Here is a 12,415-nt window from a genome sequence, read left to right on the forward strand (position 1 = left end):
CGGTCAAAATAAGCTTCAATGGGCTCGAAAAAGAGAATACTGAACGAACAGGGATCGTTTGTTCGTATTTGTTGATTTGGAGTACGGAATGGGAAGCGTTGCGCGTGCGCGATTTGACGGTGGCCTTGATCGGTTGTCGTCCTTGATTGAACGGTTCCGCGTCACCGCCGTGATTGCGCCCGGCGGAATATCCCAGGTGCCGACGGCGAATTTTTTCGTCTTCCGGAACGGCGCCGAAATCCGGCGCCTGGTCTTTGTTCCCAAACGAAGCGAAACGGATCCCTGTTGCCGTGCCGAAATGCGTGGCGAGGGCGAGGTGGCCGATGTTTCCGCCTATATCGGGATCAGTGGAGCGGGAGACCATCTGGTCGCAGCGCTGCCGAACTGCATTTCCGTGCCGCTTGCAGACGCCCCCTATCTGGAGGCGGTGGTCGTGCCGCTCATCGAGGAAGTCACCGATCCGCGTTGCGGCGGGCAGGCGGTGTTTCACCGCCTGTGCGAGGTGGTGGTGATCCGTCTCCTGCGCCATGCCCTTGAAACCGGAGCGGCCAATGTGGGCCTGCTGGCAGGCCTTGCCCATCCCCGTCTTGCCCCCGTGCTGGTCGCGCTTCACGAGGAACCGGACGGACAATGGACCCTGGAAAAAATGGCGGAGATCGGGGGGATGTCACGGACGCAGTTCGCGCTGACATTCAAGGATGTCGTGGGGGCGACACCGGGCGGTTACCTGTCCAACTGGCGGCTGGAAATCGCCCGGGCCGAGCTGGAGGCGGGCAGTCCGGTCAAGATCGTCGCCCGCATGTGCGGTTTTTCAAGCGCGGCTGCCTTTTCCAGAGCCTTCTCGCGCCGCTTCGGCCATGCCCCCAAGATGGAGCGCCGCAAGGTGGCGTGAGGCAAGAGGACGTCGATCAGGCGGCGGCGACTTTGCGCAGGAAGGCGTCGATGCGTGATTTTACCTGGCCGTTGATGTCGTCGATGCCTTCCGAGGCGTCGCGGATCTGACCGGCGGAGGTTTTGGCGGCGGCAGCGGTTGCCTGCAGGCTGGAGATGGTGTCCGCCACCAGGCGGGTACGTTCCGCCGCTTCACCGACATTGCGGCTGATCTCGCTGGTTGCGGTCGTCTGTTCCTCGATCGCCCCGGCAATGGCGACGGTGTTGTTCTGAACTTCGCCGATAATGCCGGCGATATCGGTCATGGCGGAGACTGTGGAGCGGCTCGACTGCTGGATCGCCTTGATCTGGTTGGAAATTTCCTCCGTCGCGCTGGCGGTCTGGTTGGCGAGCGACTTCACTTCGCTAGCCACGATGGAAAAGCCCTTGCCGTGTTCGCCTGCCCGGGCCGCCTCGATCGTGGCGTTGAGAGCGAGAAGATTGGTCTGCTCGGCGATCGCCTGGATCAGGAGGAGGATCTCGTCGATCTTTGTCGCCGCCCGGGCCAGTTCATCCACATCCCGGTTGGTGTCCTGGGCGCTCGCGCTGACCTTGTCCACCTGGGCGGAGGTGGCCGCAATCTGGGCGGAAATTTCCTGAATGGACGAGGTCAGCTGCTGGCTTGCGGAGGCCACGGTTTCCACGTTGGTCGAGGCTTGCTGGGAGGCTTCGTTGGCAGCGCCTGCCTGTTCGTCGTTGCGGTCGTTGGCTTCCAGGAGGTCGTTGGCCGTGCGGCGTGCGCCAGAGACGGTTTCGCTGGCGGTGGACAGAAGCTGCAGGATGTCGCTCTTGAAGTCCGCGATCGAGGCTTCGATTTCCTGCTGGCGGGCGGCTTTCGCGGCGTCTTCCGCGTCTGCCTCGCTCTCCAGGCGCATCCGCTGCCGCGCGTTTTCCTGAAACACCGTCAAGGCCCTGGCCAGGGCGCCGATCTCCGTCTTGTGCTTGGTATAGGGAATGGCGCAGTCGACGTTGCCATCGGCCAGGTCGGCAGTCGCACCGGTGATATCGGAGAGGTTCCGGCTCACGCTGCGCACAATCAGAACGCTGGCGGCAATCACGGCCACAAGGGTCAGGATGACAACGGCGAAGATCAGGCCGGACAGAAAGGCGCGTTCGCCATTCATGGCTGTGCGAATGCGGTTCGCCTGTTCGTTGATATCGGCAAGCACCTTCGACAGGTCCTGGTTGAGTATGTCATAGCTGGTGTTGATCGTGTCGCCGGCATCCGCGAGCGAAAGCTCCGCCTTGGCCAGATTGTCGAGATGGGTTTGAAGGGCGTCGATCAGGCTGTTGGAGGTTTCGGCGAAATCGGGATCGAGATCCTCATTCTCGAGCAGGTCCCGCATCTCGGCGAACTTCTGTTCGATCAGGGTGACGTAGGAACTTTCCGCCTGGTTCACGAGCATCAGGATATCGCGGCGGATCCCGTCAAAGGCCGCGTTGACTTGAAAGACCGCGGCCTGGTCGTCGAATTCCAGTTCTTCGGCAATGCGGGTTGCGAGTTTGGCGACCGCGTTGCTCAGGTCGACGGAAAAGCCGGTCGGGCTGTCGATCCCGGCCTGCCCTTCTTCCGTGACCTGGACACTTTGCCGGTCGCGGTAGCCAAGCTGCGCCAGGATGCCGGAATAGTCCTCAAGGGCACCGAGATAGGTTTTCAGGCTCGATGCGAGTTCGGGTTCGATGGCGCTCAGGGTCGGATCTTCCTGAACCCTGGCGAGCTGCCGGGTCACGCTTTCCTCGGCGGACGTAACCGCCGGAAGGGCTTCCGCATACCGTTCGGCGCGCAGGTTCTGTTCTGCAACCCTGAGCGTGAGAAGAAGGCGTTCAAGCTGGTTCAGCTTCTCATAGGCCGCATCGGTGGCCGCATAGTCGGAAGATGTCTGTTCGATTTTTCGATCGGACCAGAACTGGACCACACCGATTGTGACGAAGCCGAATATCGCGCACGCCGCGAGTGCTGTTACCCGTTTGCGGAGAGTGAAACGGTCGAAAAGATTCAAGGCAAGCATCCGGTGACGTCTCCCGCACTCGAGAGTAAATTTGCATTGATTTCAAGTATTTTTCACAATGCTGAATATTCGTTTAATAATTGATTGTTTCTCCTTAAGTGCTGATTTTCACTCTTGTTATTTCAGTAAAATGAAAATGACGTAGTAGTTTCACCAATGCAATTTGGTGCGGCGCAAAAATTTCTTGAGGCCGGTCTTTCGGCTCCGGACAAAGCAGACCTGATCGCATCGGGCGAACGCCTACCGTCGGGATGGCGGCAGCTTTTCCATGGCTGACAGTTCGTCGGTGACGTCTTCCAGCTTGCGGCTCAGCAGGACCTGGGCGTCGCGCAGACCCTGATTGTAAAAGACGGGGCCGGCTGTTTCGGCGAAAAAATCGATCAGAAAGCCGGCATCCATGTTGCCGATGTCCTGGTCCAGTTCAGTGCTGAAATAGCTCTGGATGCGTTCGGCGAGCCAGGCGTGCTCTTCCTTGGACAGCTTGATGTCGGACATGGGCACTCCGGGTTTCGGTTTGTCGGGAGACGGAAGGCAAGGCCGAGCAACCGCGTCTACTCGCCTTCCACGGGGGCGCCGAATACGACGATGATCGCACAGACGACCGACAGAACAAGAAAACCGGCGGCATGCTTCGTCTGTTTCAGCCGGTAGGCGCTGATCGCGGCAACGAGGCACTGGAGGGCATAGTAGAAGGCAAAGCAGCGGGAGGCGAGGGTGATCAGGGCGTAGATATCGGTTTCCCAGGTCACCAGTGCGGCGATAACGGCCGTCAGCAGATAGGCATGACGAATGTTAATCCGTTTGGCGCTGACATCGCGCACGAGGCCGCCGGCGCCAAGCCTATCGGCGATGGCCGCGCTCGACTGACTGGCGAGGGCGCCGATAATGATCATGATCGGCAGGACGGCTGCGACGGGTGCCAGCATGTCGACAATGGCCGCGACCCCGTCCAGGCTGGTGTCGATGGCGAACAGGGGCGTCATTGCCAGGAAGAAGGCCAGATAAATCGCCCCGGAAAGAAGCTGGGCCTGTTTCATGGTCCTGACGCGAAGCTCCGCCGGATAGGCGTCGCCGAGAAAGCGGGACGTCTCGAAGCCCTGTACAACGATCAGCAGGCCGAGGAGAACGGGCAAGTTCTTGGCCTCGAAATGGCCCGGAACGGTCGAAACCCCACCGTTGAAGACATGATAGAGGGCATAGACCACCAGCGCGGCGAGCAGGCCGCCGATGACCGCAAGCTTGATCGACACGGCATAGATTTCCAGCTTCTCCTCCGCGCCGAAGCCTCGCAACAAACCGACGACGGCAATCAGTGCCAGGCAGACGGAGACGATCAGCTTGATGTCCGTGCCGTTTGCGATGCCGAGCGGCTTTAACAGGAAGGTCGAAAACAGCACCAGGTAATAGGCGACCGAAACGAAATAGGCGAAGGCAAGGGCTGCGTGGGACATCCGCTCAAGCGACAGGATCGGTCGTCCGGCCTGGCCGTCGTTGAGCAGGGGTTCCACATGCAGGATGTTGTGCCGGACCGCGGCACCGACGAAATAGGCCATCAGGAGAAGCCCCGCCATCAAGGCGGTGGCCCAGGAGCCGGACAGGTCGCGCAGAATCGGGACGGACACGAGAAAGCCGCTGCCGATGATCGAAGCGAGCGGGGTGGAGATGGCGCGCCACTGCGGGGAGCCGACCAGACGGGGGTGAAGCAGAACGGCGGCGGCGATCAGGGTAACCGCGATGGCGAGAACGCCGATCATCCTTACCGGCTCACGCGGTCTCGAGCGCCGAAATCAGGCTTTCGAACAACGCGCGTCCGTCGGTTCCGCCCTGAAGCGGTTCGACCAGGTTTTCCGGGTGCGGCATCATGCCGAGCACATTGCCTTTTTCACTGATAATGCCGGCAATGTCGTTGATGGAGCCGTTCGGATTGGTGCCGTTGGCGTAGCGGAAGACCACCTGTCCGTTGTCTTCGATGGCCTTCAGCGTCTCGGCATCTGCGAAGTAGTTGCCGTCGTGATGGGCCACCGGGCAACGCCACACCTGGCATTTGTCGAAGGCGTTGGAGAAGCGGGTCGTGTTGTTGACCGTCTCCAACAGGACTTCCTTGCAGACGAAATTCAGACCGGCATTGCGCATCAGGGCACCCGGCAGCAGGCCGGCTTCCGTCAGGATCTGGAACCCGTTGCAGACGCCCAGGATGGAGACGCCGGCGTTAGCTCTGGCGACCATGTCCTTGAGGATTGGCGAACGGGCGGCAATCGCGCCGGAGCGCAGGTAATCGCCATAGGAAAAGCCGCCCGGGACGATGACGAGGTCGGCATCGGGAAGGGTCGTTTCCGTATGCCAGACGGACTGGGGCCGGGTGCCGGTGATCAGTTCCAGAGCATGGAACATGTCACGGTCGCGGTTGGATCCCGGAAAGACGATAACGGCGGTTTTCATCAGACTTTCAGTCCCGGTTGGATTTCAGAGCATCAGGTAGACGGCGAGTGCGGACAGCGCCATCGGCAAAACGATGAAGATTCCCGCCTTGATGGCGACGAAGCGCACGATCCTGACCGTATCGTCGTTCGCGGGACGCTGTCTGACTGTCATTCAACGATCTCGATCGCGTAGTTTTCGATCACCGTGTTGGCGAGCAGCTTCTCGCACATCTGCGCAAGGTCGTCCCGTGCGGCGTCCTTGTCGGAGCCGGTCAGTTCGATGTCGAACACCTTGCCCTGGCGCACCGAGCCGATGCCGCCGAAGCCGAGGCCGCCGAGGGCGCCTTCGATGGCCTTTCCCTGAGGATCGAGAACGCCGTTCTTCAAGGTGACGGTCACGCGTGCTTTCATCTGGATCTACTCTCTTGCGCAAGCCGGGGAATGACCCCGCGTTGTCTTTCGGGCCGCTCATTACACCAGCCCAGGCCGGGGGGAAAGGGCCGTCGCGGCAGGAAGGTATGCGCTCCGGCGCTTTTGACGCCGGAGCCGGGAATTACTTCACCAGAGTCGGACCGGAAGGGGCCGGGCGTTCCTCGTTTCCGTTCAGGATACCGAGGCGCTTGGCGACTTCCTGGTAGGCTTCCAGCATGCCGCCCATGTCGCGGCGGAACCGGTCCTTGTCCATCTTGTCGTTGGTCGCAGTGTCCCACAGCCGGCAGCTGTCGGGCGAGATCTCGTCGGCGACGACGATGCGCATCATGTCGCCTTCGAACAGGCGGCCGCACTCGATCTTGAAGTCGACCAGACGGATGCCGACGCCCAGGAACAGGCCGCACAGAAAGTCGTTGACGCGGATGGCGAGCGCCATGATGTCGTCAAGCTCCTGCGGGGTGGCCCAGCCGAAGGCGGTAATGTGTTCTTCGGACACCATCGGGTCGTCGAGTTCATCGTTCTTGTAATAGAATTCGATGATCGACCGGGGCAACTGGGTGCCTTCTTCAAGCCCGAGGCGCTTGGAGATGGAGCCTGCGGCAACATTGCGCACGACGACTTCCAGCGGAATGATTTCCACTTCGCGGATCAGCTGCTCGCGCATGTTCATGCGGCGGATGAAGTGTGTCGGAATGCCGATTGCATTCAGGTTGTTGAAGATGAACTCGGAAATCCGGTTGTTCAACACGCCCTTGCCATCGACAATTTCGTGCTTCTTGGCGTTGAAGGCGGTGGCATCGTCCTTGAAATGCTGAATCAGCGTTCCGGGCTCCGGGCCTTCGTAAAGGATCTTGGCCTTGCCTTCATAGATTCGACGGCGGCGGTTCATTGGCAGGTACCGTGTGTTTTGAAAATCCATTGAACGGGGTCTTGCTCGCGTTTGTGTTTTTCCCCCCAGCCTCAGCGATAGATCAGTGCCGAGTGGAAACGACCCGCATTAGCGGCGCGGAACTTACCCGAATGGCGGCGAAAGTACAATCGAAGACAGCGAAGCTTTTCGCCGCTTCCCTCATCCATTTGGGGCAGAGGCTCGATCTTGCGTTGATTTGGGCCGCTTGCGAGGATATGGAAAAGGCCAGTTCGATCCTATATTCAGGTCGTAGAGGCGATCCGCAGTTCAGGAGACACCAGGATGAGCACATTCGACAAGCGCGAAGAAGGTTTTGAAAGCAAGTTCGCGCATGACGAGGAACTGAGGTTCAAGGCAAATGCCCGGCGCAACAAGCTGCTTGGCCTTTGGGCTGCCGAAGCCCTCGGTTTGGAAGGAGATGCGGCGCAGGAATACGCCAAGGAAGTGGTCCGGGCCGACTTCGAGGAGCCGGGGGATGAGGACGTCTTCCGCAAGATCCGCGCGGATTTCGACGCGGCCAGCGTCGACCAGTCCGACCATCAGATTCGCCGCACCATGGACGAATTGATGCAAAAGGCTGTCGAGCAGATCAGAACCCAGGGCTGATTTCGGCCTTATCAACGGTTTTCAGGAAGCCCCCGCCACTTCGGCGGGGGTTTTCTTTTTTGAGAGGACGCCTTTCGGCACTTTCGGTCCGGGAGACGACGATTTTCCCGAAATTCGGTCTTGCGCGAAAGCGGGGCCGGGGATTTCATGTGGCCTGATTTCAGAACGTAAAAGGATCGTCCGATGACATCTCCCAAGAGCCTTGCCGCCAAACTTCGCGCCGATGAAAGCATCGTGACCGCATGGGCGTCGCTCGCCGCGCCGATCCTGGGTGAATTGCTCGGCCGCAGCGGCTTCCCGGCCGTGACTTTCGATATGCAGCACGGCCAGCAGGATTTTGGCGAGGTCCGCGAAGGGATGTCGTTCCTCTCCCTGACCGATGCCCACAAGATCGTGCGCATCCCCGTAGGTGAAATGGCGACTGCGAGCCGGGCGCTGGATATCGGGGCGGAATGCGTGATCGCGCCGATGATCAACTCCGTGGAGGACGCAAGGGCCTTCGCAGAGGCGATGAAGTATCCGCCGGTCGGCAAGCGCAGCTGGGGGCCGCACCGTGCGGCCATGCTGAAAGGCCAGAGCCTGCCCGATTACCTGGCAACGGCCAATGACGAGACGGTCGCGCTTGCGATGATCGAAACCCCGGAGGCGATTGCGGCCCTCGACGATATCCTGGATGTGCCGGGCATCGATGGCATCTTCGTCGGACCGAGCGACATGTCCCTGACCCTGTCGAACGGGGCGAAGCTGGATCCGAACGGGGAAAAGACCATCGAGGTCTGCGCGGAGCTGGCCGAACGCACGCGGGCCAAGGGCAAGATCGCAGGTATTTTCTGCATGAGCCCGGAGCGGGTGCACGAATCGCGCAAGCAGGGTTACCGGCTGATGGCCTACGGTTTCGACGTCTCCCTGTTCATGGGGGCCGCGACGGCGGCAATCGACGCCTGCCGTTGATTTCGGTCAAAGCCGGACGCAACGTTATTTGCAAGTATCCGCACACACTGCGGCAAAGAACGGGCTGGGGCGCCTGAACGGGTTACGGAGCCGCTGATTTCCATTCGAGAAGCAAATGGAGAGAGCTTCATGTGGAAACTTGGCATTATCCTTTTCATCATCGTCGGACCGACCCTCGCCGGCATCGGGGCTCTGATCCCGCTGGCAATGGGCGGCGTGAACCAGATCAACCCGATGTTCCTGGCCGGAGCCGCGGTCGTCGGCGCGGTCATCGCCATTCCCGTCAGCCTGTTCCTCGGCAAGAAGATCAATGATCTGATGTCGTCGAAGGGCGGCGTGACCGCCTGAGACGGGATTCCGGCATTCTGACAAGAAATGCGGTCGTGCGGATGGTAATCCGTGCGGCCTTTTTTATGTGACGCCGGTCATTCCCGAAAAATCGAGGATTGGAGCTGCTTTTTAGGAGGGGGCGGAATTACTTCCGATTGTGCTCAACGCAGTTATTGGTTGGAACGTACGTCCGTCTGAATTAAATCGAACTCCCGATCGTGATGTGCGATGGCTTCGCCAATATCGTCGAACCAGTCGCATCGTTCTGATGCGGGGTCTTCGATCAGCAATTCCACAAAGAGGTTTTCGAGATACATATGGTGCTGTTCGTTGTCTCCGACCCGAAAACCGTCGGCATTGCTCACTGCGTATTTGTCGCTTTCCAAATCGTGAAGACATCTGTACCGGATGGCCGTCTGATCGTTGAGACGTCGCCAGACCATGATTTCCTTATATAAATTCATTCGTAGTAACGGGCCTACCCGTTTCGGTCGTTATTGTGTCTGTTACCCCAGCCGCTTCATGAAATAAGCAAACGACATCATGCCTTCCGGCCAGGGGCCGCGGCCGCTTTCAAGGTTGATGTGGCCGGCTTCGCCCGCGTCCTGGAAGGTGGCGCCCCAGGTCTTTGCCATTTCTTCGGCCCGCTCGTAAGCGCAGTGGGGGTCGGTGCGGCTTGCGACCACGTGGGCCGGAATCGGCAGGGGGCTGCGAGGCAGGGGCACGAAGTCGCCGGTGTCGAAGGCCGGTTTCGGGGCCTCCCGCTCCAGATCGGTCGGGGCGACCAGAAAGGCGCCGCGGACCTTGTCCTTCGGCAGGTTGTGCGCCGCATGGGCGATCAGGATGCAGCCGAGGGAATGGCCGACAAGGACGACCGGCCTAGAGGTCTTCTCGAGGCGCTTTTCCAATGCCTCCTGCCAGACCTTGCGCACCGGCTGGAACCAGTTCTTTTGTTCCACGACCCAGGCATTGGCCATCTTCGCCTGCCAGCGCATCATCCAGTGTCCGGACGGCGTATCGCCATAGCCTGGAACGAGCAGGATATCGGTATCGGAAATTTTCAAGGGACGGGCCGCTCCGTTTGTTTCTCTTGCTGTCTTTGCGCAAGTGGAAAAGGCGTGTCAACCGCAACGGGCGGGGTTGTCGGCCGCCAAAAAAAGAATGGCGGCTTAGAAGCCGCCATCCGGGATAAATTCCTTTAGGGCCAGTACGGCGACCGGCAGGCCCGTCGGGGTCCGTTGTAGGGCTGGAACGTGTTGTCGTAGGCCCGATAGGACCGGTACTTGCGATAGCACCAGTTGTAATGCGCCTGGCTCAGGCCACGGGACCGGTAATATGGGTAAGACGGGTAATTGTAAGTCGGGCCGAATGTGAACGCGCCATACGGGAACCACCAGCCGTTATACTGGCGATATCCGCGCCTCGGATGGCGGTAGCCGCGGTGGCCGTTGTAGTAGGTGTGGCCGTTATGCCGGTAAAATCCCCTGTTCGAGCGGTAATGCTTTTGGGAACGATCAACCCTTTGGGCACGGTTTGCTTTGCTGGGGAGGATTGTTTCTCTGGTACCTTTTGCTCCCGCGCGGATTGCCGTACGGATCCGTCGCCCCCCGGCCCCCGGTCTGGCCGGAACGAGGGCCTTGCGGATAAACCGGATTGCCGAAAGCGTCCGTTGGGCCTCGCTGGATCTTGATGATGTTGCCGCCGAAAGCATCGGTCACCGGCGGTTTCGCCTGTACGAGCGGCAGGGCCTGCGCCGGGCCGGCGAACCCGGTGCACGCGGTCGCAGCGGCGAGACAGCCGGCAAAACCGGCTTTCAGGATTTTTCGTAACATAGCTGTCCTCCTGTCATGGGCCCCACAGACCGAAGATTTAGAGAACATTATTGCGGGAAATGAGGCGGATCTGTCTTTGACCTGGAGCAAAAGCCCTGATCAGGACAGCGGACCGTAAAAGCCGGTGCGCAGAGGCCGGGCCCAATTGGGCTTCCCGTTCCGTTCCACCTCAAGGGCGGCCTTTTCCCAGTCATAGGGGACGATCTTGGCTTCGAACCGCCAACCGGACGCCGTCTTCGTCATCGTGGCGTAGCGGGCGTGGGGGCTGCCGGCCTCTGACTTGTGCCTGACCGGCTCCACGTCGCAATAGGCCGCCAGACCGACGCTACCCGGGTTGAGAATGGTCTGGCCGGTGCCCGCAAGATGGATGAGCCGCGGGATATGGGTGTGGCCACAACAGATGATGGGAGCGGTCTCGCCGGAAAGACGTGCCGTTATGTCACTTTCGTCCGCCATGCGGAGGCCGTCGCCTTCGATCCGCTCGGTCAGGTAGGTGTTGTCGTCGTTCGGCGTGCCGTGGCAAAGCAGGATCTCGTCGGTGAGACGGATGACCGGGGGCAGACCTTCGAGCCATGCCAGGCTTTCCGGGGACATGTGTGCATAGGTGAAACTGTCCGTGCGGTTATCCGGCGGGATATTTCCCGCCGCCACCACCCGGTCGTGGTTGCCGCGTACGGTCACCCAGCCGGTTTCGCGCAGGATCACCGCCGTTTCCTCCGGCCACAGCGGGCCGGAGACGCAATCGCCGAGGTTTACGACCTGATCGGGCGCTTCGTGCCTGAGGTCGGCGATAACCGCCTCAAGCGCGAGGGCATTACCGTGGATGTCGGCAATCACGGCGATCTTCATGCGTTCAGCTTTCTCCGAAGACGCGCTTGAAGATTACATCGACGTTCTTGGTGTGATAGCCGAGGTCGAAACGGTCGCGGATGTCGTCTTCAGACAGGTACTTGCGCACGTCCTGATCGTTCAGAAGCTCGGTCAGAAAGTCGACACCGGCGGAGCCGGAAACCTGGTAGCTTTCCCAGACCTTCATGGCGTTGCGCTGGACGAGACGGTAGGCATCCTCGCGGGAGCAACCGGCCTGGGTCAGCGCCAGCAGGATGCGTTGGGAATGCACAAGGCCGCCGAGACGGTCCATGTTGCCCATCATGCGCTCCGGATACACCAGCAGCTTGTCGATGACACCGGTGAGGCGGGCGAGCGCGAAGTCGAGGGTCACGGTCGTGTCCGGGCCGATCATGCGTTCCACGGAGGAGTGCGAGATATCGCGCTCGTGCCACAGCGCCACGTTTTCCATGGCCGGGGTTACCGACATGCGCACCAGACGGGACAGACCGGTCAGGTTTTCGGTCAGGACCGGATTGCGCTTGTGCGGCATGGCCGAGGAGCCCTTCTGGCCCGGAGAGAAATACTCTTCGGCTTCCAGAACCTCGGTGCGCTGCAGATGGCGGATTTCGGTTGCGACGCGCTCGATCGACGAAGCGATGACACCGAGGGTCGCGAAATACATGGCATGGCGGTCACGCGGGATGACCTGGGTCGAGACCGGTTCCGCCGTCAGGCCCATTGCCTTGGCGACATGTTCTTCCACGCGCGGGTCGATGTTGGCGAAGGTGCCCACGGCGCCGGAAATGGCGCAGGTGGCGATTTCTTCGCGGGCGTTCTGCAGCCGCGTGCGGCAGCGGTCGAATTCGGCATAGGCTTCCGCCATCTTCAGGCCGAAGGTGACCGGCTCGGCGTGAATGCCGTGGGAGCGGCCGATGGTGACCGTGTCCTTGTGTTCGAAAGCGCGGCGCTTGATGGCGGCAAGCAGCGCGTCCATGTCGGCAAGCAGAATGTCGGTCGCTCTGACGAGCTGGACGTTGAAACAGGTGTCCAGAACGTCCGAGGAAGTCATGCCCTGGTGGACGAAGCGGGCGTCCGGGCCGACGATTTCCGCCAGATGGGTGAGGAAGGCGATGACGTCGTGCTTGGTTTCGCGCTCGATCTCGT

17 protein-coding genes are annotated in these 12,415 nt (G+C 60.5%); 4 read left to right on the forward strand and 13 right to left on the reverse strand.

Annotation, left to right across the window (positions count from 1 at the left end):
- Positions 1–88 precede the first annotated feature (88 nt).
- Positions 89–892 carry an AraC family transcriptional regulator gene (locus tag ABIN98_RS25595; RefSeq protein ID WP_346914497.1) on the forward strand — a complete coding sequence of 268 codons (804 nt, stop codon included), beginning with the start codon at positions 89–91 and terminating at the stop codon, positions 890–892.
- 16 nt (positions 893–908) lie between these two features.
- On the opposite strand, the gene ABIN98_RS25600 is transcribed toward ABIN98_RS25595, so the two are convergent.
- The 7 genes from ABIN98_RS25600 to purC form a co-directional block, all read right to left on the reverse strand.
- Entirely contained in the window at positions 909–2,939 is a 2,031-nt protein-coding gene (locus ABIN98_RS25600; protein WP_346914499.1) for a methyl-accepting chemotaxis protein, read from the reverse strand.
- A 240-nt stretch (positions 2,940–3,179) separates the two neighbouring features.
- Positions 3,180–3,434 (reverse strand): DUF2164 domain-containing protein, encoded by a 255-nt coding sequence (locus tag ABIN98_RS25605; protein WP_346914501.1) that lies wholly within the window; start codon positions 3,432–3,434, stop codon positions 3,180–3,182.
- A gap of 56 nt (positions 3,435–3,490) precedes the next feature.
- Entirely contained in the window at positions 3,491–4,693 is a 1,203-nt protein-coding gene (locus ABIN98_RS25610; RefSeq protein ID WP_346914503.1) for a hypothetical protein, read from the reverse strand.
- 10 nt (positions 4,694–4,703) lie between these two features.
- Positions 4,704–5,378, reverse strand: a complete 675-nt coding sequence (gene purQ / locus ABIN98_RS25615) for a phosphoribosylformylglycinamidine synthase subunit PurQ (RefSeq protein ID WP_346914505.1) — start codon at positions 5,376–5,378, stop codon at positions 4,704–4,706.
- Positions 5,379–5,402: 24 nt separating this feature from the next.
- Positions 5,403–5,531 (reverse strand): phosphoribosylformylglycinamidine synthase-associated small membrane protein, encoded by a 129-nt coding sequence (locus tag ABIN98_RS25620; protein ID WP_346914507.1) that lies wholly within the window; start codon positions 5,529–5,531, stop codon positions 5,403–5,405.
- Positions 5,528–5,770, reverse strand: coding sequence for a phosphoribosylformylglycinamidine synthase subunit PurS (purS, locus tag ABIN98_RS25625; protein ID WP_346914509.1), 243 nt, complete (start codon positions 5,768–5,770; stop codon positions 5,528–5,530). The genes ABIN98_RS25620 and purS overlap by 4 nt, the downstream gene beginning before the upstream one ends.
- A gap of 142 nt (positions 5,771–5,912) precedes the next feature.
- The gene (gene purC / locus ABIN98_RS25630; RefSeq protein ID WP_346914511.1) at positions 5,913–6,710 is read right to left on the reverse strand and encodes a phosphoribosylaminoimidazolesuccinocarboxamide synthase; all 798 of its coding nucleotides are present in this window, start codon (positions 6,708–6,710) and stop codon (positions 5,913–5,915) included.
- A gap of 273 nt (positions 6,711–6,983) precedes the next feature.
- Here purC and ABIN98_RS25635 point away from each other — a divergent pair, with 273 nt between their 5' ends.
- From ABIN98_RS25635 to ABIN98_RS25645, 3 genes are all read left to right on the forward strand, one after another.
- Complete coding sequence (locus ABIN98_RS25635) at positions 6,984–7,307, forward strand: DUF1476 domain-containing protein (RefSeq protein ID WP_346914513.1); 324 nt, start codon at positions 6,984–6,986, stop codon at positions 7,305–7,307.
- 183 nt (positions 7,308–7,490) lie between these two features.
- The gene (locus tag ABIN98_RS25640) at positions 7,491–8,258 is read left to right on the forward strand and encodes an aldolase/citrate lyase family protein (RefSeq protein ID WP_346914515.1); all 768 of its coding nucleotides are present in this window, start codon (positions 7,491–7,493) and stop codon (positions 8,256–8,258) included.
- 129 nt (positions 8,259–8,387) lie between these two features.
- Positions 8,388–8,606 carry a hypothetical protein gene (locus ABIN98_RS25645; RefSeq protein ID WP_346914517.1) on the forward strand — a complete coding sequence of 73 codons (219 nt, stop codon included), beginning with the start codon at positions 8,388–8,390 and terminating at the stop codon, positions 8,604–8,606.
- Between the two features lie 152 nt (positions 8,607–8,758).
- On the opposite strand, the gene ABIN98_RS25650 is transcribed toward ABIN98_RS25645, so the two are convergent.
- The 6 genes from ABIN98_RS25650 to purB all read right to left on the reverse strand — a co-directional run.
- Complete coding sequence (locus ABIN98_RS25650; RefSeq protein WP_346914519.1) at positions 8,759–9,031, reverse strand: hypothetical protein; 273 nt, start codon at positions 9,029–9,031, stop codon at positions 8,759–8,761.
- Positions 9,032–9,094: 63 nt separating this feature from the next.
- Positions 9,095–9,652, reverse strand: coding sequence for an alpha/beta hydrolase (locus ABIN98_RS25655; protein WP_346914521.1), 558 nt, complete (start codon positions 9,650–9,652; stop codon positions 9,095–9,097).
- 134 nt (positions 9,653–9,786) lie between these two features.
- Positions 9,787–10,140, reverse strand: coding sequence for a BA14K family protein (locus ABIN98_RS25660; RefSeq protein ID WP_394701617.1), 354 nt, complete (start codon positions 10,138–10,140; stop codon positions 9,787–9,789).
- Positions 10,103–10,420, reverse strand: a complete 318-nt coding sequence (locus ABIN98_RS25665; protein ID WP_346914535.1) for a hypothetical protein — start codon at positions 10,418–10,420, stop codon at positions 10,103–10,105. The genes ABIN98_RS25660 and ABIN98_RS25665 overlap by 38 nt, the downstream gene beginning before the upstream one ends.
- A gap of 99 nt (positions 10,421–10,519) precedes the next feature.
- Positions 10,520–11,269 carry a metallophosphoesterase family protein gene (locus ABIN98_RS25670; RefSeq protein WP_346914523.1) on the reverse strand — a complete coding sequence of 250 codons (750 nt, stop codon included), beginning with the start codon at positions 11,267–11,269 and terminating at the stop codon, positions 10,520–10,522.
- Positions 11,270–11,273: 4 nt separating this feature from the next.
- The coding region (gene purB / locus ABIN98_RS25675) for an adenylosuccinate lyase (RefSeq protein ID WP_346914525.1) at positions 11,274–12,415 on the reverse strand (1,142 nt) is incomplete at its 5' end.

It is taken from the genome of uncultured Roseibium sp. (genome assembly GCF_963675095.2).
Taxonomy (GTDB): domain Bacteria; phylum Pseudomonadota; class Alphaproteobacteria; order Rhizobiales; family Stappiaceae; genus Roseibium.

Coding starts and splice junctions, on each gene's coding strand:
- ABIN98_RS25595 (WP_346914497.1), top strand. CDS start 89: ATGGGAAGCGTTGCGCGTGCGCGATTTGACGGTGGCCTTGATCGGTTG.
- ABIN98_RS25600 (WP_346914499.1), bottom strand. CDS start 2,939: ATGCTTGCCTTGAATCTTTTCGACCGTTTCACTCTCCGCAAACGGGTA.
- ABIN98_RS25605 (WP_346914501.1), bottom strand. CDS start 3,434: ATGTCCGACATCAAGCTGTCCAAGGAAGAGCACGCCTGGCTCGCCGAA.
- ABIN98_RS25610 (WP_346914503.1), bottom strand. CDS start 4,693: ATGATCGGCGTTCTCGCCATCGCGGTTACCCTGATCGCCGCCGCCGTT.
- purQ (WP_346914505.1), bottom strand. CDS start 5,378: ATGAAAACCGCCGTTATCGTCTTTCCGGGATCCAACCGCGACCGTGAC.
- ABIN98_RS25620 (WP_346914507.1), bottom strand. CDS start 5,531: ATGACAGTCAGACAGCGTCCCGCGAACGACGATACGGTCAGGATCGTG.
- purS (WP_346914509.1), bottom strand. CDS start 5,770: ATGAAAGCACGCGTGACCGTCACCTTGAAGAACGGCGTTCTCGATCCT.
- purC (WP_346914511.1), bottom strand. CDS start 6,710: ATGGATTTTCAAAACACACGGTACCTGCCAATGAACCGCCGCCGTCGA.
- ABIN98_RS25635 (WP_346914513.1), top strand. CDS start 6,984: ATGAGCACATTCGACAAGCGCGAAGAAGGTTTTGAAAGCAAGTTCGCG.
- ABIN98_RS25640 (WP_346914515.1), top strand. CDS start 7,491: ATGACATCTCCCAAGAGCCTTGCCGCCAAACTTCGCGCCGATGAAAGC.
- ABIN98_RS25645 (WP_346914517.1), top strand. CDS start 8,388: ATGTGGAAACTTGGCATTATCCTTTTCATCATCGTCGGACCGACCCTC.
- ABIN98_RS25650 (WP_346914519.1), bottom strand. CDS start 9,031: ATGGTCTGGCGACGTCTCAACGATCAGACGGCCATCCGGTACAGATGT.
- ABIN98_RS25665 (WP_346914535.1), bottom strand. CDS start 10,420: ATGTTACGAAAAATCCTGAAAGCCGGTTTTGCCGGCTGTCTCGCCGCT.
- ABIN98_RS25670 (WP_346914523.1), bottom strand. CDS start 11,269: ATGAAGATCGCCGTGATTGCCGACATCCACGGTAATGCCCTCGCGCTT.